This is a genomic window from Pseudoduganella namucuonensis, from assembly GCF_900116645.1.
Classification (GTDB): Bacteria; Pseudomonadota; Gammaproteobacteria; order Burkholderiales; family Burkholderiaceae_D; genus Rugamonas; species Rugamonas namucuonensis.
This window is the reverse complement of sequence record NZ_FPBO01000006.1, coordinates 1-24378: the sequence shown is the minus strand read 5'-3', so window position 1 is coordinate 24378 and position 24378 is coordinate 1. Positions and strand designations below refer to the sequence as shown.

Annotated in this window: 19 protein-coding genes and 1 pseudogene; 13 read left to right on the top strand and 7 right to left on the bottom strand. The window is 60.4% G+C overall.

The genetic code is table 11. The features are described 5' to 3' along the window. Positions 1–312: 312 nt before the first annotated feature. Entirely contained in the window at positions 313–615 is a 303-nt protein-coding gene (locus BM436_RS08255; protein ID WP_218164830.1) for a helix-turn-helix transcriptional regulator, read from the bottom strand. Between the two features lie 392 nt (positions 616–1007). Then, positions 1008–1727: a DUF1845 domain-containing protein gene (locus BM436_RS08250; protein WP_143133011.1), complete on the bottom strand. Its 720-nt coding sequence runs from the start codon at positions 1725–1727 to the stop codon at positions 1008–1010. A 364-nt stretch (positions 1728–2091) separates the two neighbouring features. Between BM436_RS08250 and BM436_RS08245 the strand changes: the two genes are divergently transcribed. The 3 genes from BM436_RS08245 to BM436_RS08235 all read left to right on the top strand — a co-directional run bounded on the left by BM436_RS08245 (position 2092) and on the right by BM436_RS08235 (position 4852). Beyond that, positions 2092–2607 carry a hypothetical protein gene (locus BM436_RS08245; protein WP_093555038.1) on the top strand — a complete coding sequence of 172 codons (516 nt, stop codon included), beginning with the start codon at positions 2092–2094 and terminating at the stop codon, positions 2605–2607. A gap of 15 nt (positions 2608–2622) precedes the next feature. Beyond that, complete coding sequence (locus BM436_RS08240) at positions 2623–3636, top strand: DUF7146 domain-containing protein (RefSeq protein WP_093555037.1); 1014 nt, start codon at positions 2623–2625, stop codon at positions 3634–3636. A gap of 148 nt (positions 3637–3784) precedes the next feature. Next, the gene (locus BM436_RS08235) at positions 3785–4852 is read left to right on the top strand and encodes a DUF932 domain-containing protein (RefSeq protein WP_093555036.1); all 1068 of its coding nucleotides are present in this window, start codon (positions 3785–3787) and stop codon (positions 4850–4852) included. Positions 4853–4940: 88 nt separating this feature from the next. Here BM436_RS08235 and BM436_RS08230 read toward each other — a convergent pair whose 3' ends face one another. Then, complete coding sequence (locus BM436_RS08230) at positions 4941–5639, bottom strand: S24 family peptidase (RefSeq protein WP_143133010.1); 699 nt, start codon at positions 5637–5639, stop codon at positions 4941–4943. A gap of 313 nt (positions 5640–5952) precedes the next feature. Between BM436_RS08230 and BM436_RS08225 the strand changes: the two genes are divergently transcribed. From BM436_RS08225 to BM436_RS08205, 5 genes are all read left to right on the top strand, one after another. Next, positions 5953–6282 (top strand): flagellar transcriptional regulator FlhD, encoded by a 330-nt coding sequence (locus BM436_RS08225; protein WP_093555034.1) that lies wholly within the window; start codon positions 5953–5955, stop codon positions 6280–6282. A 9-nt stretch (positions 6283–6291) separates the two neighbouring features. Continuing rightward, on the top strand, positions 6292–6900 hold the full coding sequence (locus BM436_RS08220) for a FlhC family transcriptional regulator (RefSeq protein WP_093555033.1): 609 nt from the start codon (positions 6292–6294) through the stop codon (positions 6898–6900). 75 nt (positions 6901–6975) lie between these two features. Further along, positions 6976–8811 (top strand): MobH family relaxase, encoded by a 1836-nt coding sequence (gene mobH / locus BM436_RS08215; protein WP_093555032.1) that lies wholly within the window; start codon positions 6976–6978, stop codon positions 8809–8811. Continuing rightward, positions 8798–10705 carry a conjugative transfer system coupling protein TraD gene (traD, locus tag BM436_RS08210; protein ID WP_093555031.1) on the top strand — a complete coding sequence of 636 codons (1908 nt, stop codon included), beginning with the start codon at positions 8798–8800 and terminating at the stop codon, positions 10703–10705. The genes mobH and traD overlap by 14 nt, the downstream gene beginning before the upstream one ends. After that, positions 10702–11340 carry an IncC plasmid conjugative DNA transfer DtrJ family protein gene (locus tag BM436_RS08205; RefSeq protein ID WP_093555030.1) on the top strand — a complete coding sequence of 213 codons (639 nt, stop codon included), beginning with the start codon at positions 10702–10704 and terminating at the stop codon, positions 11338–11340. Before traD ends, BM436_RS08205 begins: the two co-directional genes overlap by 4 nt. A gap of 361 nt (positions 11341–11701) precedes the next feature. Here BM436_RS08205 and BM436_RS08195 read toward each other — a convergent pair whose 3' ends face one another. From BM436_RS08195 to BM436_RS08180, 4 genes are read right to left on the bottom strand one after another with little or no spacing between them, the layout of a single operon-like run. Further along, positions 11702–12226, bottom strand: coding sequence for a Mov34/MPN/PAD-1 family protein (locus BM436_RS08195; protein ID WP_093555029.1), 525 nt, complete (start codon positions 12224–12226; stop codon positions 11702–11704). Next, entirely contained in the window at positions 12223–14010 is a 1788-nt protein-coding gene (locus BM436_RS08190; RefSeq protein ID WP_093555028.1) for a ThiF family adenylyltransferase, read from the bottom strand. The genes BM436_RS08195 and BM436_RS08190 overlap by 4 nt, the downstream gene beginning before the upstream one ends. 8 nt (positions 14011–14018) lie before the next feature. After that, entirely contained in the window at positions 14019–15221 is a 1203-nt protein-coding gene (locus BM436_RS08185; protein WP_093555027.1) for a nucleotidyltransferase domain-containing protein, read from the bottom strand. 9 nt (positions 15222–15230) lie between these two features. Further along, positions 15231–16766, bottom strand: a complete 1536-nt coding sequence (locus BM436_RS08180) for an SAVED domain-containing protein (protein WP_093555026.1) — start codon at positions 16764–16766, stop codon at positions 15231–15233. Positions 16767–17165: 399 nt separating this feature from the next. On the opposite strand from BM436_RS08180, the gene BM436_RS36035 reads away from it, so the two are divergent. The 5 genes and pseudogenes from BM436_RS36035 to BM436_RS08150 all read left to right on the top strand — a co-directional run. Then, complete coding sequence (locus BM436_RS36035) at positions 17166–18218, top strand: cyclic GMP-AMP synthase DncV-like nucleotidyltransferase (RefSeq protein ID WP_143133009.1); 1053 nt, start codon at positions 17166–17168, stop codon at positions 18216–18218. 101 nt (positions 18219–18319) lie between these two features. Next, the gene (locus BM436_RS08165) at positions 18320–22342 is read left to right on the top strand and encodes a helix-turn-helix domain-containing protein (RefSeq protein WP_093555023.1); all 4023 of its coding nucleotides are present in this window, start codon (positions 18320–18322) and stop codon (positions 22340–22342) included. Between the two features lie 62 nt (positions 22343–22404). Further along, positions 22405–22785: a hypothetical protein gene (locus BM436_RS08160; protein ID WP_093555022.1), complete on the top strand. Its 381-nt coding sequence runs from the start codon at positions 22405–22407 to the stop codon at positions 22783–22785. 11 nt (positions 22786–22796) lie between these two features. Then, entirely contained in the window at positions 22797–23732 is a 936-nt protein-coding gene (locus BM436_RS08155) for a bacteriophage abortive infection AbiH family protein (protein WP_093555021.1), read from the top strand. A gap of 349 nt (positions 23733–24081) precedes the next feature. After that, positions 24082–24378, top strand: a pseudogene (locus BM436_RS08150) (transposase); the annotation flags it as partial.

Here is a 24378-nt window from a genome sequence, read left to right as displayed (position 1 = left end):
GTTTTGTGTTTCGAGCTTTCTGTCGTGCTTCATACGAATTCATTTTTCTTGAGATTTAGTTGTTCACGGGAGACAAAAAAGCCGGGTTGCGATTGAATTAGCGTGCCTGCCTGTGGCGGCATGCTTGCGGGCGAACACAACTGCAATTGGGGAGCCAAGTCAGGTCATCGACCTGGTGACTGGTTAGCGAAGTTGATTGCGGAGCAGAGGAAGGTGGCTGGGGAACGCGGCGTACCGCTAAGCGGAACGCCGGGTGCCGCTGTGCGGACGATTGGATTTCGCGGACAGCGGTTGCTACGTGTCGGATTGAGTTCAACGCGTTGTTGTCAACCGGTGCAGCAGCGTTCCAGCTCTACTGGAAAATTGCTTTTGCAGAATCTCTGACCGGGCCGAGTACGGCTGTAGCGGCGCTTGGTCGCGATCACGTTTGCGCTCTTCCAGCCATTGCTCGATCTCGTTTTTCGACCATCCGGCCGAGCGGGATGTAAGCTTGAGCTGACGGGGGAACAGTCCTTTACGTATCTCTTTGTAGATGGCGGATCGCGATTTTCCACATATCGCCATCACTTGATTTATTTTCAAAACGTAGTCCTTCATATCGATTTCGACCGGCATAACGCCTCCTTGTTAATGTGTAGGTGCGCCCGTACCAACGCTTGGACGAGATGTACGATTTCAGTCAGGTAGGCGTGGAAACGACGGACCAGGATGGCTGGTAGTCGGCCACGAAAAATGGAAGAAATGGGATGGGGCAAGCCATCTAATAAAACGTGTACGACCTTCGTACGCAAATCGGGGAAGCGATGACGTTACTCATCCTCCCTGGCGAGACCAGGTCGAAGGCGGAGCATAATTTTGCCTGTTGGATATGGATGCTCGCCACTTCAGCAGGGCCAGCTACTGCATCTGCAATTTAGATGGTATGGGAATAATGTCAAATTTCTATGCACCGGATTACCCGTACATCCACGCGCGTTCTCCTTGATCGCAGAGCGAATACCGCATTTTCACGCCAAGCCGGAATCGCCCCGGGTGCCGTCTCCGTGCGGATGTGCTATGGCGCCCTCGTTGATCGACGTCGCCGGGGCGGTCGATGTGGAGGCCTCGGGCGTGGCAGGTACGGGAGCATGCAAATTGGCCCGGTGTTCGAGCGCTCCCCTGACAATACGGGCGGCCTTGGCTGCTCCACGCACTGTCTTTTTGAACTTCGATTTCTCAATGATCAGCTGGCTTGGCGTAATGACCTCGTCTATACACAGCGTCTCCAGCATGGGCATGAGCTGGTCTACCTTTTCGATCAGTTCCAGGAGCCGCCGGTCGAGCATCGAGAAGACCTTTGCCTCGAAGGCCAGCGGTTCCACATCGTAGGTGGCGAGCTGGCTTATGCCGTTCGCCGTGCATTTGGCCTCAGCGTCCGCCAGGGCCTGGTTCAGGCGCGTGAGACGGCTGTCGAGCATGGTCCGCAACTCGCGCTCGATGCGCTCCACTTCCGTGTCGGCGACCTTCATCCGGGCGAACACGGTGATGTAGTGGAAGTTGATCTGGCTGATCTCGAAGCAGCGCAGGTACAGGCGCTTGCCCTCGGGACTACAGAGCGTAATGCCCACCTTTCTGCTGGCCGATTCAATGCGGTCCGTTTTCGCCGCCGACTGGCGCGCCAGCAGCTTGCGGTTGGTGGCGCCGTGGCCGGTACTGACGAGTATCGGGGTGTCGGTTTGCGCGTTCATCGGATCCCCCCAAGAATATGCGGTGTCCCCGAGCGTAGCCCGCCGCGACGATTCGCCATAGTGGAAACCCCGCCTAAATCGCCCCTGTTTTCGCATTACCTCCAGCGCCATCGCGCCGCAAGGAGGCGGGCGCGTAAATCCGGTGCACAGAATTTGACTTCGGCCGCATCGCTGCCTACAGTGCTTGCAGCGGCGCCCCGCGCGCCGTACCGATTTTCCCGATGGTAGCTGGCAGCCCATCGAAAACGGTTTTGCCGTGGCAGCACAGCCAGCATGTCAATGAAGGGTAACCAACCCCTGTCACTCCCCATGGGACAAGCTCCCATGCGGGCGATTGTCCCGTTCATTTTTTACGGAGGCAATCGTGGAAGATATTTCCCAGATCGAAGATGCCGATTTGTCCGGGCGCGCGTGCGCGTCACTGGACCTGCTCGACGACGAGCCGGTCGAGGAGTTCAGCGAGGAAGAAGTGGTGGGCCTGCACTGGTGGCTGCTGCGCAAGGTACGCCTGCTGGAAATTCCGAGCACGCCGTTGGCCGAGAAGTTCGAGCTTGTGCGCTGGGTGTTCACAGACGCACTGCGCGACCGGCAGCCGTTTTCGTTCGTCAATTGCATGCGCGTGGTTGCGTGCAGTCCCCTGTCGCGGTTGCCCTATGTGGGCGTCTGCGACCCGGAGGAGGTGCGCGGCTGGATTGGCGCCCATCTGCGGCACTGGTTCGAGGCGTCCCTGGCGTGCTATCCCGCATGGGTGCGGCACGCGGTGATGTCCAACCCGGAATGGGTCGCCGATCACTTGGCGGCCAATCCCCAGTGGATCAACGAGCAGATGCGCCGGCGCGACGAACGCGGCGACCTGTTCTCCCAGGTTGAAGTCGCATGAGGAACAGGAGGCGCTATGACACCCGAGCAGGAAGAGTTCGACCGGCGGTTCCAGGCCGCGCGTGCCAGTGCCTTCGGACGCTGGACACCGCTCCTGCGTGCGCTGGGCGTCGACGGGAAAGTGCTGAACCGGCGCAATCAGCCATGCCCGATCGCGGCGTGCGGCGGCACCGATAGGTTCCAGTACACCGATAAGTTTGGCGACGGCAACTACGTGTGCCGTGCCTGTGGCGTCGGCGGCGGCTTCAAGCTGTTGATGGGCTACTTCGGTTGGAACGCCGGCACCGCGTTGCGGCGCGTCGAGCAGAGCTTAGGGTTGCTGCCGGCGTCGCCACAGGCGCCCGGGCCGCTCAAGGATGCGCGCAGGCTGGTGCATCGCATCCTGTCCGAGTCCCGGACGATCACCTCGGGCGACGAGGTTGACCGCTATCTGAGGTTCCGCGGCGTCGGCATGGACGGCTACCCGGACATGCTGCGCCTGCATCCGGCGCTGGGCTATTACGAGCTGGACCCGTCCGGCGGCAAACCGAAGCTGGTGCGCAACTATCCGGCGCTGGTGGCGGTGGTGCAGGACCAGGGCGGACAGGTGGTGTCGCTCCTGCGAACCTACCTGCAGGACGGCCGCAAGGCGCTGGGTGCCGAATCGAAGAAGCTTCTGTGTGGCGGCGTGAACGGCGCCGCCATCCGATTGGGCGAGCCGGCCGGCGAATTGTCGGTATGCGAGGGCGTCGAGACAGGTCTGGCGATCCGGAAGCGCACCGGCCAGCCTGTATGGGTGGGCATCAGCGCAAGCAACCTGGAACGCATCTGGATTCCGGACCAGGTGACGCGGCTGCGCATCTACGGCGATAACGACGCCGACGCCATGTTCGACGGCCAGGCCGCCGCCTATGGGCTGGCGAGGCGTTACATGAAGTGCTGCCGTCACGGGGAAGGCCATCAGGCCGAAGTGTTCATCCCCCGTAGCGCGGGTGCGGATTGGGCCAATGTGTCCGAACGCCATGCCGCGCACGAGGACCTGGCGGCGTAGGTTTTGGTGAAGTGGTGGTGGTCGGCCGCAAGGCCACTGGTTCGGCGCGCAAGCGCCGGTGCGGCAGCGATGCCGTGTAGTTCAACCCTGCGGGGACCGTCCCCGGCAGGGATGGTCCGTCCGCGTTTTTTATGACTGGAGAATCATCATGAAAGCAGGATGCACCCTGATGGACCTGGCGGCCGAACTCGAACGCCAGGCGGCGGCCAAGCGCGACCTGATCGTGCCGGCCAAGAAGATGCGCGGCTGCACCACGCCCTCCGGGCAGTTTCGCCTGGTGATCGACGAGGCCGGCGGTGAAGTGCGCTATCCGCTGGATGATTTCGTGTGTGGGCAATTGGCCAAGAAGCTCGACATTCCCTTGTCGTACTTCAAGCGCATGCGCGAATACAACCCGGAACTGCTGGACCAGAACGTCAACGGCTGGCTCAAGGTCAACTCACCGGATAGTTATCTCGTGCGGACCCTGGACGGCCATGCCCGCGCGTTCCTGTCCACGCGCTATCGCAGGCTCGACAACTTCGATCTGGCGAAGAGCATCGTACCGGTGTTGCAGGAGCTGCCCGGCGCGCGCTTCGAGTCGGTGGAACTGACCGGCAAGAAGCTGTACATCAAGGTGGTCAGTTCCAGGATCCAGTGCGAGGTGGTGCCGGGCGACGTGGTGCAGGCGGGTGTCATCGTCAGCAACTCGGAAATCGGTTGCGGCACGCTGCGGGTGGAACCGCTGCTGTTCCGCCTGGTGTGCAGCAACGGCCTGATCGTGCAGGACCGCGGCATGCGCAAGAATCACGCGGGTCGCAACCTGGTCTCGGACGACGAGGAAGTGCTGGTGTACCAGGACGACACGCTGGCGGCGGACGACACGGCCATCTTCCTCAAGGTGCGCGACCTGGTGAAGACGGCGGTGTCGGAAGCGACCTTCGAGTTGGTGTCGGAGAAGCTGCGCAAGACCATCGGCATCAAGATGGTCGGCAATCCGGTCAAGGCGGTCGAAGTGCTGGCCAACCGCTATGCGCTGAACGAGACCGAAAGCGCCGGCGTGTTGCGGCACCTGTTCGGGGAGCGTGAATTGACCGGGTATAGCCTGGTCAACGCCGTGACGGGCTATTCGCAGGAGGTGGAATGCTATGACCGCGCCACCGAATTCGAAGAGCTGGGCGGCAAATTGCTGGAGCTGTCCGGCGGCGATTGGAAGCAGATCGCCGAGGCGGTTTGACGGCTGAAGGACAGTCCCTGGGACCGGCGGCGCGAACGCGCCATGCCGGTTCCGGGGATGGCCTGATAGCGGAGAGGTGAGGGCGTGCTTAGAAGTCGCAGACGTTGATGGCCATGGTGACCCTGCCGCGCACGCGCACGCCGTCATCGGCGCGCAGCACATCTTCGCCCACCAGGACTTCGCCGTACTGGGTGTTCTCGCACCGTAGCAACAGGCCGGCGCCGATGCGCAATTCGACGTGGCGCACGATGGTCTGGCCTAGGTATTCGAGCACGTAGACCCCGTTGCAGGCGATGTGGTTTTGCGTAGGATCGTAGAAGTAGGGGCTGCCGTGCAGTATCCGCGGCGCCATGTCGTGGCCGTGCATGATGGCCACGGCCTGCCCGCTGGCGACATCGGTTTTGCTTGTCACCGCGCCGAACCAGGCGGGCCGGGCAGGAGAGAACTGGAACTGTTGAAGCAGGTGCGGCGGCAGGCGGTCGACGGCGAAGGGCAGGCGGTGGCTGGTCAGTCCGAGCAGCCAGCCGGTATCGACGTCAAGCTGCAACGACAGCACGGCCAGCGAAGCCGGATCCGGTAGCCCCGGATGATCGGTGTCGATCCAGCGGGCCACGGTCTGCTTGGCACGGCCGGTCAGATGACTGAGGAATAAGACGAACTCATGCGATGGAACGTGGCGCGCATCCAACTCAGCGATAAGCCGATCGCGTAGGCCGGGAATCAGCCCGACATCGAACTGCTGAGCCTGCTGCCGGGTAAGCGGTACGCTGCGTTGGTCGGGCACCATGGGAGGGGATTTTTGTCGAGTTGTAGAGGGAGAAGGGGGAGGTGTCGATAGCACTTGCTTGCGCTCCCATAAATTAATATCAAGATGCTATGCAGCCTATAGCATCCACCGGAGTAAGCAGTGAAGTCAATCCCCATCCGTTTTTGCAGTGCACAGCGACAGCAGTTGCTATTGACCGGTCCCAACGTGCGGTGTAGCCTGCTTCGCGATAGGCGGCCACTGCTGCACTGCACAGCGCAAGACCTCGCGTTGTTGCAAACCGGACCTCACCTGAGACCACGCCCCGGCAACGGGGCAACACGGAGTAACCATCATGGACAACGCCCCACACCTGTCGGATGTACAGCAGTTGAACCTGAATTTCCTGTTGACCGTCCAGGCCGCCCTCAAGCACGACCGGCTCACCGCCAGCTTCAAGTTCCATCTCGATGCGGAAAGCGCCGCCTTGCTGCCGAGCATGAGCGTGCGCGACTTGATCGTCCTGGCCGAAAACATGGCCCACGAGAGTTTGTGCCAGCCGATCGGTAATTTGCCGGCCCTGTTGACGGCGCCGCGCAGCCTGGCCGGCATGTTGTGCACGGCGGGCGCCGGCCGCGCGGCCGTCAATACGCCGGCAGGCCAGCCTGGCATGGCGACCGGTTGAGCCGATGCCATGGCCGCCAACGATGCCGATGCGCACATCCGGGCGTTGCAGTTGGCCCGTGAGTGCATCGCCCTTGGGGCGCGCCTGGGGACCGTGGCCGATGTCACGGGATTGAGCCAGGCGGCGCTGCGCACGCACTTCTACCGTCGGGACCGCGCCACCAACGGCCGCCGTCCCGAGTCCAGCGACTGGGTATTCGACGGTAATTTGTGCTTGCGCGCGGAAGGCGCGGAATTCGCCAACATTTTCACGGCGCTGCTGGAGAGGCAGCGATGCGCGCCTGCCGACGCGCTCGTCGCGGCGTACCGGCTCTTTGTCGAGCGCAGTGCGCATCGGTCCGAGCTGACCTTCGACAAGGCATTCCTGCTGGTGAGCGACCTGTGCGGCGTTTGGAAGCGTACGGCGCCCAGCCTTGCGATGCATCGCTGTCCGCGCTGTCTCGCACGCTACATCGCGGCTGTTGGCGCGCCACCGCCGATGACCAAAGGGTGTGTCTTCTGCATCCTGGTGCAGCGCTTGCCGCGCGATCCACGTGTCCAGGCGCACTTCGTGCGAAGGCAGCGCGTCGTACCCAGCATCGTGGCGCCTGCGGAAGCCGACTCGGAAACAGGGGCTTAAACGCTTGTTTTTCGGGTGGACTGGCGAAGGTGGCGGCACCGATACTGGTAGCCCGCCAACTTCCGGAGCCGAGCCATGTTCATCGCGAATCTGTTTGCCCGGTTGCGGCGCGGCGGCGACGCCAGCGGGACCACACCGGGAAGCGCCGACCCGGTGCCTGCATCGGGCACCGCCCAACGTGCCGGCGTCAAGGTCGCCAGCGTGGAAGAATTGCTGGCCGCCCACAAGGACGTCATCGCCCGCATCAAGCTGTGCTACGGATGCGACAACGCCACCTTCGAGACGGACCTGCTGCAGCCCATCCGGGCCTATGCCGCCTACGTCAACGCGCTACCCGCCACGCGCGCCAGCCACTACAGCCAATCCGGCGGGTTGCTGCGCCTCGGGCTGGAAACGGCTTTCTATGCGCTCCAGGCGACCGATTCGCAGATCTTCGCAGGGCGCGAGACCATCTCCAAACGCCGCATCCTGGAGCCGCGCTGGCGGCGCGCCACCTTCATCGCCGGGCTGTGCGGTGAACTGTACCGTTGCCTCGGCCAGCTCAAGGTGTACGATGGGCCGAACCATGCATGGCAGGCGTACCTGTTGCCCCTCTCGACCTGGCTGCGCGAGCGCCGCTGCACGCATCTCACGGTGCAATGGCTGCCAGGAGCCGAGCGCCGCGCGCTCGGCCTGTTCGCGCTGCCATTCATCGTGCCGCCGGCGACCATGGAGGATCTGGCGCACGGCAACGACGTCATCGTGCCCAATATGCTGGCCTCGATTTCCGGGCTGGCCACCTACCACGACCATAACGTCATGGACCGTCTGGTGCGGCACGCCGCGGCGCTGGTGCTGCAGCGCGAACGCGGCGCGCCTGGCGGCAATGCGGCTGAAGGCGAGGTGCCGGTGCATCTCGCGCGCCATGTGATCGAGGCCATGCGCGAACTGGTGCAGTCGGACCATAGCTGGCTGCCCAACGTCGCGCGCTCGCGCCTGTGGTACGGCGATGATGGGCTGTACCTGGTGTGGCCCAACGGCGCCGCCGACATCATTCGGCTGCTGGCCGACGAGCAACTGCCGGGGGCGCCCGACAACGCGCTGGCGGTCCTGGATATTCTGGCCGCCGGCGGCATTGCGCCGCCATCGTCGTCTGGAGGCTATATCGTTTCCATCCAGCCCCCCGGCGCGCGGGAGGCGATCAGTGCCGTCCCGCTCGCGCCACCCGGCCTCCTGCTGGCCGACCTGGTGCCCACCCCTGAACCGTTGCACCGGTGCCTGAAAGTGCACGGCCCATGCGCCGAGCAGCCACCGGCATGTCCGCCGGAAGATAAGGGCGACCCATGGTGCGATGCGGTGGAGGAGCCACCTGTTGCTCCGCCAGTGCCGGGCAGGCCCGAGCGCAAGAAAGCCGCCAGAACGGCAGAACGCCAGGAGGCAATGCCGGCGCAATTGTCTTTGCCGGCCATGCCCGCGCCCGACGGCAGCGTGGAAGAGGGGACTGCCGCCCCTGTCCCTCGCGGAGTATGGCGCGCCGGGCGTGGCGGCCAGTTACTTCCCATCCATGACGCGGCGACGAATCTTCCACGTCACGCGGAACTGCGCCCTCCGATGCGCTTGAACCGTTCCGTGGCGCGGGCACTGGCGGCGATCGTCGGTTCCCTGCACGGCGAACGTCCCGCCTGCCACGTCGTGGCGGGCTCGCTCTTCGTTCCATTGACGTCGTTCGCGCGGCAAGGCGTCGATGCGCGCCAAGCCTGGCGGGCACTGGCCGATGCCGGCATGATCGAACCGGACGAGAGCGGGGAGGGCGTGCAATCCGCCGTGATTGATGGTGCGAAGGTGCCCGGCGTTCGCCTCGCTCCCCAGTTCGTCACGGGACTGGCAGTGGATTCGGTCGGCGCGAAGGAGAGTACCCATGCTGATGCGTAGCTACGAGATGCCCTGGCGCAGTCCGATGGAACTGGTGGCGAGCGCCGTGTGGTGGGGAGCGGCGTTGGGGACGCTGGCCCTGACGCCCGCCACGGTGCCGCAGAGGCTCGCGCTGCCGCTGCTGGCGGTGATGATACCCATGGGTATCATGCGCGCTCGCCAAGGCCTGCGCATCATCGGCGTGCGCGCGGCGCTGTCCGGGCGTGCGATGGAAAAAATCACCACCAGGCGCCTCGCGCAACTGGCGTCCGACCCGGACATGGTCGTGTTCGGCTTTGGCTTCGAGTGGCAGCCGGTGCATTCCCAGCGGCTGTACGAGCTCGCCAAGGTCGACTACCGCGAACTGCGGATTCCGCCGCAGGTGTTGCGGCTGCTCGGTTATGTCGTCGAGCCCCAGCCGGATGGAGAGATCGGCCTGCCGTACATCCAAGGCGTCGAGCAGCGTGAAACGCTGCTTGCGCGGCCTCTGCAGAATTTCGAAGGCGGCACGCTGGTGGTGGGCACCACGCAGTCCGGCAAGGGCGTGTGCCTGGGCTGGCTGATCACGCAGGCGATTCGGCGCGGCGACGTGGTGATCATCCTGGACCCGAAGAACTCCAAGCGCCTGCGGCGTCTGGTGGAGCGGGCATGTGCGGACTACCGGGAAGAGGATACCTTCCTCTGGTTTCACCCGGCGTTTCCGGAAAAGGGGGTACGCCTGGACTTCACGTTCAACTGGCAAAAGCCCACCGAGATCGCATCGCGCATCCAATCGATCCTGCCGCCCGATACGGCCGGCGCGTTTTCGGCCTTCGGCTGGGATGCCGTCAACGTGGTCACGCAGGGCATGGTGCGGCTGGAGCGACGGCCGAACCTGATGAAGCTGACGAAGTATATCGAGGCCGGCATCGAGCCCATCCTGGAAGAGACGCTGAAGCGTTTTTTCGAGGAGCTGCTTGGACGCGGCTGGCGCACCAATCCGGATCTGGTGCGCCTGCTGGAAAAGGCCCGCAAGGGTAGCATCAAGTCGCCGTCGCCCGTGGCCAGTGCCGAACTGGTGGCGTTTGTCGAATACTACGAGCGCCACGTGCACGAGTCGCGCCACGACAAGGCCATCGATTCACAAGTGCGCGTATTCCGCCACAACCGCGAGCACTACCAGAAGATCACGGCCAACCTGCTGCCGATCCTGTCCATGTTGACGTCGGGCGACCTCGGCCGTTCGCTGTCGCCGGAGCCGTTCGACGCCAGCGACGAACGCCCCATCATGAATCTGGAGAAGATCGAGCGCGGCGGCCACGTGCTGTTGATGTGCCTCGACTCGCTGCCCGATCCGGCAGTGGCCTCGGCCATCGGCGCCATGTGCCTGGCGGATCTTGCCGCCCGTTCCGGCATCCGCTACAACCTGGGCGGGCACCGCCGTATCTCCCTGTTCGTGGACGAGGTGTCGAACGTGATCAACCAGCCGCTGATCGAGATCATGAACAAAGGCGCCGAGGGCGGCATCTATACCACTGTCGCCATGCAGACCATCGCCGACCTGGCCAAGCGCCTGGGCAGCCAGGAAGCGGCCCGCATGGCGCTGGGCAACCTGAATAACTTGATCGCCTTCCGCACCAAAGACCAGCCCACGCAGGAATTCGTCAACGAGACCTTCGGCCAGACGGCGATCCACAACATGAAGGTGGGGCGCAACACGGCCCGCGACGGACATCTGGGTGACTTCACCTTGGTCGAATCGACCCAGATCGCCGAAGAGTTTAACGAACTTGTGCCGACCTCTTTGCTGGGTAAATTGCCCAATCTGCAGTTCTTTGCCTCCGTTTCCGGCGGCCACCTGTGCAAGGGCCGGTTCACCTTGCTCGATCCCGGGCCCGCACCGGACGAAGGGGGAACGGCGGAGGCCGCGCCATGATCCGAGGCGTCACCATTGCGTCGCTGATCATGCTTCTGCTGCTGGTGTTGTACCTGCCGGCGGTGACGCCGCCCTCGGCATTCTTCGAGCGCATCCGCAGCGAATATGCAGCCCATGGTGAAGCTTGGGGAGATGCACGCGCGCACAGGGCGCTGGAAAGCGCGCTGGCGTTGCTTGATCGCCCGGTGGTGGCCCCATTGATGCCGGGGGCGTCCGTTCAACAGGGGAGGGCAACGACGGCGGCGGGGCATCAGTTCGACACGGTGGGCAGGCGGCTTCTGGATAGCGACTATTTGCGCGCGTTTAATGCCCTTGCGCTGCTGGCGAGTTTTCGGCTCGCTCTCCTGGGGCAACTGGCACCCGGCCTGCTGCTGCTCGCGGTCGCCTACGTGGTGGATGGCGTGGTGCGGCGCTGGGTCAAAGGCCGGGAGTTTGTTCACCATCATCCTGATGTGTGGACTGGCAGCGTGTGCGCCGCTTGGCTTGTGGCGTGTGCTGCGGTGATGGGGTTAGTGCTACCTGTTGCGTTGCCGCTGGCATTGCTGCCCATCATGGGCGGGGGGGCTTGCCTCTGCATCGCCGTCGCGATCGCCAATTATCCAGTGGGACAGGCGCGCGGCCGAGCCGCGACCTGAGCTATTCCGGCCAGAGGGAATCGTCTCGCCTGATCGCTGCCTGCCAGGGCTTACGCGGAGCCGTTGTGGTTGACAATGTAGGCGCGCCGCGCAGGCATGGCGCAATGCATGAGGGCCACGATGCTTTGCCTCGATTCCCAAGGCTTTGAACTTGCCATTGGCGAAGTCGAATAGCGCCGCCGGCGTCAACGCGCGATGTGGCGCCGTCAGTCCGAGGAATATCTCCGGTGCAGAAGTGTGAGGGCGCACGGTGTCGATATAGCGAGCCAATGCTTCTGCGACCGCTGGCACCAGCGGATACCTATCGACAACACGCGGTTGAGAACGCGATCCGTCCGATCGCTATCGGCAAGAATAACGTTCAGCGCGTGGCTGCACTATCCGTCAGCACGTTGCTATGGTTGGGCTTTGCGTGAATGAGATTTGCAGGCAGAAGGTTGCTTCCATCATCAACCCAAACCCGTAGCCCGTCGGGTAGGGGGCGATTCCCCACGATTGCAAACATTATCCCGGTCACGTAGCTTTTGGCGCTTAGCGCATAGTCTCTAGCCAGGCGCCTGTCGTCGCTTGAAGGCGACGGAGTTGGTTCCGGATGTGTATGCCACAAGCCGACACAGTGCAGCCCTGATTCGAACAGCACTTTGCGCTCCGCATACGCTTCCTTGGGATCGAACTTCACCTTAACGCGAGAGGCTGACTTCGCCCGTAGTTTTGTGGCGCGTTCAATAACAATCACGGACGCGGTCAGATCGCGTGCATACAGCTGGCCGACCGATTCTGGTGCGCGCGAATCCAGTTGGGCATGACTCCCCAGGAGCTCGACGACGTCCTTCGTGAGATGCATTGACCACGTGGCCCCGGAAATCTGGAAGAGGGCTTCTTTCATTCTTTGCCCAGAAGGTCTACAAGTCGGCGCGTTATGGAAATCCCATCGTTGGGCGCACCTTGGCTAGGCACGATTGGATTAGTCTCGATGCCAGGTACCCCAAGCCCATCGAAGAAGGCCTGGCTGCGGACATAGCTCCATACTGTGGAAACCTCCAGCGGTCGGTCAATGATGCTGATAATCCGTTCGCTGCAGAACCCGGCTGCTTGCATAATGTCCGAGCTGCCATAAGGATGGAACCCATCGCTGCATGCTGGCAGCTGGACCTTGGTTGAAGCTGGATATGTGGCCGCGCTTACGTTCGGGTGTACCGGATCCGTTGCCGGCCACGGGGCATCCAGCATCGACGCAACCACGTGTGTTGCTGAGCAAAAAGGCTCGACCCAAGCGTGCGCTACCGGCACATCTCCGAGAAGTCGATCACGGTTCAAAGCCAAAAATTGACGCACGCCAGAATCGGCAGTGCAGTCGATGACCAAGTCATGCTTCCCAGGTTTGCAGTGTTCGAGAACCCACCGTTGCGCCGTCTCCGCGAAGCCTTGGACGACAATTCGTGGAATCTCTTTCGTTATGCATGCCGCCACGGAGGGCGCCTTGCCACGACGGACCGCGGACATGCCCAAAACATGCCGCGAAATGTTGGGACCGTCGAAAATCTCCATGTCCACGATGTCGATTTTTCCTACGCCGCTTCGAGCCAGCACCTCCGCGACCTGACATCCAAGCGAACCGCAACCGAGCAATAGCACGCGCTTGGACAGCCTTTGGTTGACTACGGCGGTCGCGTGATCGCGGGCAAAAATCCATTGCGGGTCAATACGATGAATGATGATCGGCGTTACATGCAATGTCTCCACGATGGAGACTGCAGGTGGCGACAGCTGGTAGCCATATAACTCGGTGCCGAGAGCAAAAACTACCAGGAGCGGCTGCTGACCGAGTGCCACCTTATTATTACCAGCCGGGCCTTCATGTACTGCACTGGCCGCCGACCGCAGCCACGTTTCGAGGGACAGCTCGCCACCAGTCGCGGAGTGCGCGAGGTTCACAATTTCCTGAAACGTTTGAGGCCATGTCGCTGGCGTCCACAGCTGCGCTTCGGGCAGGCGAATAAAAATCGAACTGCCGCGCATGAAGGTGCCCTCAGCCCAGGAGTGACGCTTTGCCAGCGCGTCTGGGTCATGGTCCTTTGACGTGACAACCTGAACGGCTATGCGCTGCCTCTTTGAGCTAGTACGCACATACGCGGCAATGCTTCCTTCCATCCAGCTGTCAACGGCTGGTACGTCAACAAACGTAACCCGTGGCGGCGGACGTGCACCGCGCGCCTCGAGCGCTTGAAGGTTAAACCGGTTCCAGTATGACGCGCGCTCCTGATGAAATTCGCGCTCAATCCAAAGCGGACTATTCGATTTGTGGAGGAGCTGCGTGCTGAACTGGTCTAGTGCCACTGCAACAGCCGTGATCGGGGAAACATAGTCTTCCGGCCGTGGAGCCGTTGCCAGGCACACCCGGCCGTCTTCTTCGACATGCGGCAGCGCCAGGCAATGCTTGGGATCGACGAATAGCTCGCACGGGGCTGCAGGAAACTCCGGATTCAATGAAATCTTGACGGCCTGTATCGGATAGCCCAGGCCTGACAAATCCAGCCACCACTCGGCGCGCGAGCCGTAATGAACGGCTCGAACGGCGCCAGCTTTGTGGTAATCGGACGCGGCTAGCCAATCCGCAACTTCGCTGACAGCTGCGGGAAATTGGTGCCGGCTAAACATCTTCTCTGTCACCCGGTGAATCAGCCTAAGGTATTCGACGACCCTGGGTTAATTGGGGCTTTGGGATTAGCGCTCGCGAGACCGGAAGAAATCAGCCCGCCCAGCTGAGTCGGTGCAGCCGGCCGGCTCGCGTTCCATGCATCCACGCCTGCGGCACCGAAGACCTTTCTGATGGTGGCTTCGTCGGCGCGGTCGGCGTTTAGGTGGGTGAGGTTTTCCAAATCGTCCAGGAGCGTGTTGTGCCAACGTCCAAACTGGTTTGCTCGCGCTTTACCATCATGGTTCCACTTGTCGGCAAAATTCTCGCCGGCCAGCTTAGGGTTCAGTACTTTGTAAATTCCGTTGGTTTGGTCAATAAACTCAGGCATCTTCGCGACCAAAGTCAGGGCGGCGTCGAGGGGGGAACTAAACACTGCGCCGCTTGCACGCAGATCGTCATAGGCCTGCGCAGCCAAAGTCACGATGATGATGGAAATTGGATTCGTATCTTTGTCGTGCTGGGATGCTTCCCAGTACATGTTGTCACGGTGCAGCTTCATAAGCTGTACCGCGCGACGCAGTACGTCATCAATCCCGATTTTCTCGGACGGGAGTGGGTTTACAGTCGCGGAATCCATCACCAGGCTGCGGTAGAAGGTCTCAGAGAACTGGAAGCGATGCTTCGCAATCTCGCAGAACCAGTCAGCAAATTCCCGTGGATTCGTTGGCGCCCACTGCGTATCTGGGTCGCGAACACGCATGCCTTGACCGGCATAAGTCAGCCCCTTTACCGCCGGCGTCACATCGAAGTAATAGGGTTTGCCGGTGTAGGGCAGGCGCCAGCAGCGGCGTTTTTCTTCAGGCACGCCAGTAACGCTTTCATTACCTTCCAAAGCCTTGCCGAACAAGCTGAACATCTGCTCCGGGCCCAAGCGATCATAGCCGGGGCCCAGCAGTTCGACGAAGATATCCAGGTCGAAGTTCGTGTTGCCACGAGGGCGAATGGTCGTCTGTGTCGCCATCGAGCCCTGCGGGGAGACGATGACGTCGTGTTCTGGGATGTTCAGTTTGCGCGCAATCGAAGCGCCGAGAGCCTTATAGGCGCGTTCAGCATCTGCCCGCGCGTCAGCATCAAGTTCAAGCCTGTGGAGCAGACCTCCAATCAGCACTTCCCACTGGCGTAGTTCGCTTCGGTCCGTAAGCGACTTCAAGATGCGTTGTGCGACGACGGGCGGATTCTTCATGTTTGCCTCTCAGGTCTGAAGTGAAACGGATTGGCCGTTTCGGATTGCGCTGACTGCAGTAGCGGATATTGCGATGGTTGGTGCAAAAACTGATTCGGGGCCATTAGGCAGCGTTTCGTTGATATAGAACGTAGCCTGGTGGCGGGCTTGCATTTTCTGGCCTACCAGCAGCGCTGCCGACGTAGGCGCGCCTACGAACAGGTGGACCTTCTTCACCTTCCAGGTGTCTTGCAAGGTACGCAAGGCGTCGTCGACTGCTGCGCCAAAATGCACCAGGTCGTCTGGATGGCGGATGATGGCCGGATTTGGGTTGTCGACCGTAATTTCGAGGGTGGGCATCGCCAGCGCGTCGTTGACGACGACGGGGGAAGGTAGCCGCTTGGTGGTAATCCCATAAGTGAGGGACACCAGGAGCGCAGCTTCATCCGATTGCGCAGTGTTGGGCTTCAGTTCCTTGACTTGGTACTTCCCGGGTGCTGGACTTACCCCGTCATCGGGCCATGCCCAGCGCGTTTCCATGTGCTCGCCGACTTTGTTGCGGTGAGGCTGGAACACATGCGTACCGGCCATATCGCCTAGAATGCGGCCGGCGAGAATCAGAATTGACGTTCCGTGCAAGGGGAAAACAGCCAGCGGTGGGCGCGGGCGCCCGCTATTTCCGACGCCATTCAACTTCGATTGAAACAGCGGCAGGTCGAACTGCAACGTCTTGAACACAGTCGGCCAGTACGCGTCGTCGTGCGGCGCATGGTGGGCGCCACCGAAAGAAAATACGGAATCAGCTGCCTTTGGTGAAGAGCGAAGCTTCGCCTTCCACAGCGCGGAATCCACATCACGGTCGCTGATATGCGGCATCTGGCCGGTGACGTTCCCAACGATATACAGCCGCTCGACTTCTGGGTAGCGCAGCGTGTCGAGCAAGCGCCGCACTTCGTTAATTGCGTCATTGCGCATATTCTGGAGCTTGTCGGTTGGGTACGAATCCGGGTCCACCTTGTCTACCAGGCGGTGGCACTTATCACACAGCAGCAGGAAGTTGTCGGGGGCGTCCGCCAGCTGAGCCGACAACGTTGCGTGGCCGCGCGGACCATCTTCCGACGCCGCAATAATGTGAGCGAAGTAGCTAAAATTCCCGGCGCGGCCTGTGACCAAATGTGCTGAAAGGTCTTCACCGCAACCGGCGAACTGGCAGCGGTTTGCCGCTAACCCTGCGACTTTGGCCTTAGTCTCTGGGCTGGCGTGGCCATGGCGGCCGTCCAACGACTTCATCCAGCTCGTAAGCTGTGTAACGACCAGCTGGTTCTTCGGCAGGGCAGACGGGTCAAGCGCCCAAGGCTTGGGCTCTAGAGTGTTGTGTACCCAGAGGCGCTTCGCGATTGATTTCGCCTTGGCCACCGCAAAAAACTCGGTGCCCAGCTCGCCAGCGCAGGCGATGGCCCAAGGCCCGGTATCGGAGCTGCCGCTGAATAGAGCTGCCGTGTATTTATTGACAACAACCAGCACGTTCTGCCCAGCTGTCAGCTGGGCTTTGACGATGGCTGCCAATTCTGTATCCGTTAAGGTCGATGGCTTGCTGGGCTGAGCCAGCGCGGCATTGCTTACCGCCGCGGTTTCAACTTTCTGAACTCCTCCCACATCCCCTCCTAGCGCGTCATGAGTAAGACGGCCGCCAGGAAGTGCGATTGAAAGCCGTGATTTGTTAGCACTCTCATCAGGTGAGTGCTAGTGGATAATGTAGTCAAGCAACTACTGGTGATCAAGGAGAAAACTCGATATCTTGAGTTAACTATTTGTTGATCTGTAAACTGGTTATATATACAGTATTCTATAGCAAAATTCCTGCAGGACACGATGTTATTGATGGGCGAATCTTGGCTGGGTGCGTGCGCATATGTGGTGCAGCCCGAGCCGTGGCGTTCATATCACTGGAGGTTGGAAAATCGCATGTGGCAGATATTAGGATTAATGGGGCTGGCTGTCTGGGCCTTCTCAAGCAAGGAGCGAAAACGACCTGCGCCAGTACAGCTGCAGTTCGAGCGATTTCATAATGCGATAAAGCTGGATGCGGACGACGAGCAGCGCAAGCTGAGGGAAAAGCGGGAAGTGCTTCTTCGGTCTCTTGCCGATGGTCTTCCTCAGGACTTTCCGAAGTTCGCCCACTTCGTCCAAGGCAGCTATGCCATGCGAACTGGCGTGGTGCCACTCGACGGCAACTACGATATTGACGTAGGGCTCATCTTTGAGTGCACGGAGAGGGAGTTTCCTGACCCGGTCGCCCTAAAACGCCGTGTTCGGGACGCCCTGGCAGGATATGGGCGAACCGTCGACATCCGCCGCTCCTGCGTTACTGTTACTTATATACGTAATGGGCGACCGGACTATCACGTGGACCTTGCGTTGTACGTGCGGGGCAAGAGCGGAAGCCTTCTTCTTGCGAAAGGCCGTGAATTTTCTGGTGCTGATCAGTGTAAGTGGGTCCAGGCCTTCCCGAAAGAGCTTACCGCATACATCTTGGGGCGTTTTTCAGGGGGAGAGCAGGCCCAATTCCGCCGATGTGTTAGGTACCTTAAACGATGGCGCGACCACCGGTTTAATTCCGATGGTCCGATTAGCATCGCACTCACGGTCGCCGCGGCGCACTGGTTTCAGCCTAAGCACGGCCCCGATGGGAAGCCATCAGACCTGGAGGCATTGCACGCACTGGTAAAAAAGATGCTTGAGAAGTCTGGTGCCGCACTAGGCGTGGCGGGGCGCGTCATTATCAAAATTCCTGGGCCAGGTGGCTGCGACCTGATGGCCGGGATGACTAATCGGAAAATGGCTGGGTTCCGCGAGCGCCTGTCCGAACTGGATCGCGCCCTGGCGCAGTGCTACGGGCAGGTGGATGTGTCAGCTGCTTGCTTGGAATTGCAAGGTCAGTTCGGGGTGGGTTTTACAAATACGGTGTCGCAGAACAAGGGAGTGCCCGCGCGGAAAGGAAAACTGAAGCGCATATAGAGGCATCTTGATGGGGCCTGGCAAGGTGACGAGGGACGTCCTTGACACTGTAATATTTTCTGATACACTTTAAATGCGTATCAAAAAAGGAACCCATAAAAATGGTTAAATACCCTGAACTTGGAACATTGCTGGTATCCCTGCGGAAGGCGCTCGGCTGGACTCAGCATGAGTTTGCCGCCCGGGCTAGCGTGACCCAGCAGACCGTCAGCAAGTGGGAGCAGGGCGTCTCCCGCCCGCGGCCCAAGGAACTGCCGAATCTGGCGCTGCTGCTGAAGACGGAATTGGCGTTGCTCGAAGCCGCTGCAGGGTATGCATCCCAAGAAGCCATCCAGGGCGGAGTTCCCGGTGCGTCGACGTACGATGTGGATTTGCCCCTGCACTTCCTGCGGCCGGACAGCTTCGAGAATTTCTGCGCCGACTTCCTTGCACGCTACTACCGCGCCCGTGGCGGGGTGGTGAACCGCTATGGCGGCACTGGCAGCAAGCAACACGGCATCGACATCGAAGTCCGTGGTTCATCTTTCGGCGTGCACTCCTTCCAATGCAAGCGTGTGGAGGAGTTCGGTGCGCAGAAAGTTAACGCGGCCGTGGGAACGCAGACCTACAAAGCAGATTTGAAGGTCCTGCTGCTGTCTAACATCGCAAGCCCGCGTGCCCGAGAAGCTATCGCGCAGCATGACGGTTGGCAGCTGTGGGACCGTGTGGATATTTCGGCAAAGTTCCGCGAGCTGCCCCTGGTCGACCGGCGTGACCTGGTGGACACGTACTTCCGCGGTAACCGTCAGGCACTTCTGGGCGAGCCCGAAGCGGGCCCGTTTCTGACTCCTACGGAATTCTTCAAGGGCTTCGTTGAGCCAGGCCGCTATTTCACCCATGGCTGGGAGCTGATTGGTCGCCAGGATGAGCTGCAACAGCTGATCGGTCTCCTGAAGGATGACAGCTTCATGGTGACGATGTTGTTGGGTGCGCCGGGCAATGGCAAAACGCGCGTTCTGCGTGAAGTTGTCGATCTCTTTAAGCGCGAACGGCCGGAAGTCTCAGTCCGCTTTGTCTCGCCCACAGAAGATGTGAAGACCCATCACCTGGAGGAGCTTGGTCAAGGCGCGAAGCTGCTTATCGTCGATGACGCGCACGACCGAGATGACCTTGGCCTGCTGATGCGCTACGCCTCGGCGCCTGGAAATAAGGCCAAGCTGCTGCTGGCACTGCGGCCGTATGGCCGTGCGATGGTTCGTAACCAGGCTTCGCTTGCTGCGCTGGATAGCAGGCAGGTGGCTACGGTGGAGCTGCGCGTCCGCACGAAGGAAGATGGTAAGGCGCTGGCGAAGTACGTTTTGCGTGAATGCAAAGGTCCGGCTGGCGCGGCAGAGGCTATCGCTGAGCTGACGTACCTGACTCCGTTGGTGACCGTGCTGGCGGCGCAAATCGTCGCGAAGGAGAACCTGGCGCCAGAACTGATTGGCAACAGCGAAAACTTCCAGGAGCACGTGCTTGCCCGGCTCGAGAAGATCATCGCAGGTCAAATTGTCACCGGCAGTGACGTGCCGAAGCTGCAGTCGGTGCTGGGAATGGTCGCGCTGCTGCAACCGGTGGTCTTTGATGATCCAGGCTTGCTGAATATCTTGCGGGACGTTGAAGGCCTGGAGCAAGAGGACGTTCAGCGCCTGCTGCGTTTGCTGAGCGAGGGCGGCGTGCTATTCAAGCGCGGTCTTCGCCATCGCTTGGCGCCAGACCTCCTTGCTGACTCTATCATCCAGCGGAACTTCATCGACATTAACGGCGCGGCCAGCACAAAGGTTCAGCAGGTATTTGACCTTGCGGATTCTCAGTATTTGACGAACCTGTTGGTCAATCTCGGCCGCCTGGACTGGCGCATGCATAACGGTGCCACCGATAGCAGCACGCTGCTGTCCAGCGTCGAGAACAAGCTGCAATGGGTGAACGAGTACCACAATCCGCACATCGAGGCCGTCGAAGCAGTCGCGTACTACCAGCCACGCCTGGCGCTGGGCTTCGCTCGCCGGCTTATCGAAGATGGCCACGGTGACGTATCTGGCGTTTGCGGCATGGTGCGTAACGCCGCGTTCAACTTCGAGTGCCTGGAGGATGCGTGTGTTCTCTTGTGGCGTGCCGGCAAGTCAGACGCCCGCCCGCTCCATCAGCAACCGAGTCATGGCATCCGCATTCTCAAGGAGCTCGCCGAATTCGCGCCACAGAAGCCGGTGGACTACGTGGAAAAGGTAGTCGATTTTGCCCTGGACCTGCTGAACGTGCCTTCGGCCTTACATGGCGTGTACACGCCGTTTTCGATCCTGGAAGGCGCTCTCCGCACGGACATGGAAGAACAGTCTTCCAGCGGCCGCACCTTCACTATTACCCGTTACCAGTTAGACCTTGAGTTGGCAGAGGCAGTGCGCACGCGTGTGATTGACGCGATAGTCAACTGCCTGGCCGATAGTTCGCACCGGAAGGCTTTCCTTGCGGCGGAGCTGCTTTCGGAGGCATTGCGCAGCCCGATGCACGATGATGACGAAGATGTGGTTTGGAACGTCATGCACGCGAAGCTACTGGAGCGCGTCAGGGATGTCCTGGATGACGCAGCGGTGCATCCGGCTGTGCTGGTGAGGGCCGCGCAGTCCGTAAGTTGGCATGCCGTTTATAACAAGGATGCCGTCTGCCAGTCACGGGCCGATGCCATCCTTGGGCTGTTGGATCGTGATCTGCCGACCAGGGTGGTCCGCCTGGTCGCGGACGCGTGGGGTAGCGACACATGGCATGACGATGAATCCTTCAGCCGTAAGGGGCACCAGGCGGACTTGGAACATGCTATCGAAAACCTGTCCCGGGAGTTTCCCGATGCCGAGCGCCTGTACGAGTTCGTGGAGCACTGGCTTAAGGAAATCGTGAAGGTGGGTGGCGCAGGTTGGGCGACCCCGCAGCCCTTCATCGACGCCTTGTTGCAGAAGCGTCCCGACCTGGCCAAGGTGATGATGGCAAGGCAAGATGACGTTCAATCGCTGCTTAAGCAATTCGCTGGAACTGCCCTGGCGGTGCTCATGGCTGACCCCAGCCGGCACGAACTGCTCGCGGAGCTTCTGGATGATGACTCCCCGAGCGCATGGAAGCTTGTCGCGGAGGCCTATGCACGCCAGGCTGGCGACTTCTTTACCGAAGCCGACATGGACGTTGTGCGGCGAATTTTCCGGTCGCGTGAACCTGTGGTGCTACAGCATGCGGCATATATCGCGCGCCAAATCGCTGCGAAAAAGCCCGCGCTGGCGGTGGAGCTGATTTGCACCGTGGACTTCACCGTCGATGCCGTGGCGACGCGAGAGTTCTTCATGTGGCTTTCGCATAGCAGCACGATCCCGCCTGAATCCATCACGAAACAGCAATGGGAAACCCTGATTCAGCGTATCGCACTTCTACGCCAGTTCGATGACAACTGGATTCGCGCGTTCCTCAAGAAGGCAGTAATCGCACATCCCGGCGAGGTCATCAAGATGTTGCAGGCAAGGCTGCTGGCCGGTGCACGGAATTTCGATTACCACAGCCTGCGGCGCGACCGCAATGGCACTGGGCTCGGGCTTCTTTCGCATCCAGACGGTGTAACGCTTCTGCGGGACTTCTTGGCCTGGGCGGTAGGCCAAAAGTCCGGCCGTGACCTGTCAATGGATATAGGCTCGACCGTATCTGGCCTGTGCGGGAAGTATGGCCCGGCTCTCCTGGAACTGCTGCTGGAGGTGCTTGGCGGCGGAACGCAATCGCACGTGGATGTCGTGGGCAGCATATTCCGCAGCGCCCACCAGACGTTCGTGATCGAGCAAACGCCATTTATCCGCCGTGCGCTTTACTTGGCAGACGTTGTCAGCGAGCAGGCCGCAAAGAATCTGTCCTCGGCCCTATGGACCGCGACGGTCACCGGCCACAGGGGGGGCACCGTTGGAGAGCCGTTCCAGGCTGATCTGGATTTGAAGGCACATGCGGAGGTCGTCTTGAAAGGGCTTAGCAAGCTGGACCCAGCATACGGCCTGTATTCCAGCCTGCTTAAGCATGCGAACGAGAACATCGAGCATCAGGCTAGGGAGAAGAAGGCAATGCTTGAGGAGGAAGAGGATTGATCCTGCGGCGCAGGAGACCTTGTATTCCGGCGAGCTTATGCGCCGCACATGGAGAGTAACGAATGAAGATTGAAATTGAAATTCCAGACACTGTCGAACTTGACGGCATCGCCGATGAGGATATGCAGCGAATGATCCAGGCGGCTGTCTGCACTGACCACTGGTACGAATACTCTGGCGTAGACATTGACCTAAGCGCGGCCAGCGTGAAGGTGGTTGATAGCGCATGGACAAGAAAGCCGGCCAGATCGTTCTTGGCATGGTTGAAGGCCCAAGCGAAGCGCGATGACGTGGTCGGCGATTTGGCGCGCGACGTTGCGAGAGACCCTCGTGCACCGAGCGGCCGGGCGACGAAGGGGCAGTGGCGCGACCATCTTGGCGGCAGCCAGCATCTTGCCGCGGCCCTGAGCGAAGCTTGGGCGGAATTTCTGAACGCAGAATAGGACGGGAATAAATGCGCTCAAACCAGCGACAACGTGCGGTAGACGAAAAGCCGACCAAGCTCTACATCATCGGGAATGGATTCGACTTATGGCACGGTATCCCGTCAGGGTACTGGAACTTCAAAGAGTACGTACGCCAACATGACCGCGAGGTATTCCAGGCCGTCGAAAACTATCTACCTGCGGGCGATGATTGGGCGTCCCTTGAGTCGGCATTGGCCGATATCGACGTGGATAACATCATCGACGACCTGGGCCAGTTTATGCCTTCCTACGGCGATGACGATTGGAGTGATTCCGGGCATCACGACTTTCAGTACGAAGTCGAGCAGGTTGTCGGGCGGCTTTCAACCAGGCTTTTGGGGCTGTTTGGTGAGTGGATAAGGGCCTTACCGATTCCAACGTCTCACTCCGCAAAGGCGCTACTGAAACGCGTGGATGCGGACGCGACCTTCCTGACCTTCAACTACACCTCGACACTGCAGGACCTGTATGCAGTGCCTGGCGAACACGTACTGCATATCCATGGTGAAACCAAAGTGCGGGACGAAGAGTTAATCCTTGGCCATGCATGGAATCCCGCTGATAGGAAATCCCTCAATGATCGGGATGACATTTCGGAGATTGATATCCGTCTGATGGAAGCACACAGCATCATAGACGGCTACTTTTCGCGGACTTTCAAGCCTTCAGAGAAATTGATCCTGCAGCATCAAGCATTTTTCGATCAACTCGATGCTGTAGAGACTGTCTACGTGCTCGGCCACTCCTTGTCCGATGTGGACCTACCATATCTTAAAGCGTTGCTAAAAGTGCCAGCGGTCGCAGCAGCACACTGGTATGTGGCTTGCCGCGAGGAGAGGGATCAGCTAGAGCGATGCGAACGGCTGATCCAAATTGGGGTTGATACTAAAAATGCAGTGGCCGACCTCTGGGTAAACCTTTAGCATATTTGGAATAAGACGTGTTCTCCCGGTATTGGTCTTGCGCTCGCATTCATGGCCGATCCCCACTGGTTTTGCCTAGCAACGACGTGCCCGGTACATGTTTGAAACCAAGGCGCAGCAATTCCGGGTTGACCTGGATCTGGATATGCCTTGACCACCGTTGGCTCATGTCGTCTCCGCCATGAGCCTAATGCGGAAACGCGGCCTAAATCGGTGCCATATCGAGGTGAAGACTTGGTCCTCAGGTTGTACGATCATGCCATCAACCCCGACGTGGGGGAACGTCATGATGAATCGCCACGAGTATTGTAGACACTCCTGAGCCATAATTTAGGGCAAAGGAGCAGTTATGAGCGACAAGAGGTACACCGAAGAATTCAAGATTGCGGCAGTCAAGCAGGTAACTGAGCGTGGTCATCCAGTCAGCGAAGTCGCCGAGCGACTTGGCGTCAGCATTCACAGCATCTACGCCTGGGTAAAGCGCTATGAGACGCCACCGGCGGAGCGGGCTGCGGCAGATGCTAAAGATGATGAACTGCGACGCTTGAAAGCAGAGCTGAAGCGAGTAACCGAGGAGCGCGACATCTTGAAAAAAGCCGCGGTGTACTTTGCCAAGACGTCCGGGTAAGGTACACCTTCATCCGGG

What these genes read in the sequence shown, in the direction of transcription:
- mobH (WP_093555032.1), top strand. Translation starts at nt 6,976, where the DNA reads ATGTTCATCGCGAATCTGTTTGCCCGGTTGCGGCGCGGCGGCGACGCC.
- BM436_RS08250 (WP_143133011.1), bottom strand. Translation starts at nt 1,727, where the DNA reads ATGAACGCGCAAACCGACACCCCGATACTCGTCAGTACCGGCCACGGC.
- BM436_RS08220 (WP_093555033.1), top strand. Translation starts at nt 6,292, where the DNA reads ATGGCCGCCAACGATGCCGATGCGCACATCCGGGCGTTGCAGTTGGCC.
- BM436_RS08160 (WP_093555022.1), top strand. Translation starts at nt 22,405, where the DNA reads ATGAAGATTGAAATTGAAATTCCAGACACTGTCGAACTTGACGGCATC.
- BM436_RS08195 (WP_093555029.1), bottom strand. Translation starts at nt 12,226, where the DNA reads ATGAAAGAAGCCCTCTTCCAGATTTCCGGGGCCACGTGGTCAATGCAT.
- BM436_RS08240 (WP_093555037.1), top strand. Translation starts at nt 2,623, where the DNA reads ATGACACCCGAGCAGGAAGAGTTCGACCGGCGGTTCCAGGCCGCGCGT.
- BM436_RS08235 (WP_093555036.1), top strand. Translation starts at nt 3,785, where the DNA reads ATGAAAGCAGGATGCACCCTGATGGACCTGGCGGCCGAACTCGAACGC.
- BM436_RS08155 (WP_093555021.1), top strand. Translation starts at nt 22,797, where the DNA reads ATGCGCTCAAACCAGCGACAACGTGCGGTAGACGAAAAGCCGACCAAG.
- BM436_RS08185 (WP_093555027.1), bottom strand. Translation starts at nt 15,221, where the DNA reads ATGAAGAATCCGCCCGTCGTCGCACAACGCATCTTGAAGTCGCTTACG.
- BM436_RS08230 (WP_143133010.1), bottom strand. Translation starts at nt 5,639, where the DNA reads ATGGTGCCCGACCAACGCAGCGTACCGCTTACCCGGCAGCAGGCTCAG.
- BM436_RS08165 (WP_093555023.1), top strand. Translation starts at nt 18,320, where the DNA reads ATGGTTAAATACCCTGAACTTGGAACATTGCTGGTATCCCTGCGGAAG.
- BM436_RS08205 (WP_093555030.1), top strand. Translation starts at nt 10,702, where the DNA reads ATGATCCGAGGCGTCACCATTGCGTCGCTGATCATGCTTCTGCTGCTG.
- traD (WP_093555031.1), top strand. Translation starts at nt 8,798, where the DNA reads ATGCTGATGCGTAGCTACGAGATGCCCTGGCGCAGTCCGATGGAACTG.
- BM436_RS08225 (WP_093555034.1), top strand. Translation starts at nt 5,953, where the DNA reads ATGGACAACGCCCCACACCTGTCGGATGTACAGCAGTTGAACCTGAAT.
- BM436_RS36035 (WP_143133009.1), top strand. Translation starts at nt 17,166, where the DNA reads ATGTGGCAGATATTAGGATTAATGGGGCTGGCTGTCTGGGCCTTCTCA.
- BM436_RS08255 (WP_218164830.1), bottom strand. Translation starts at nt 615, where the DNA reads ATGCCGGTCGAAATCGATATGAAGGACTACGTTTTGAAAATAAATCAA.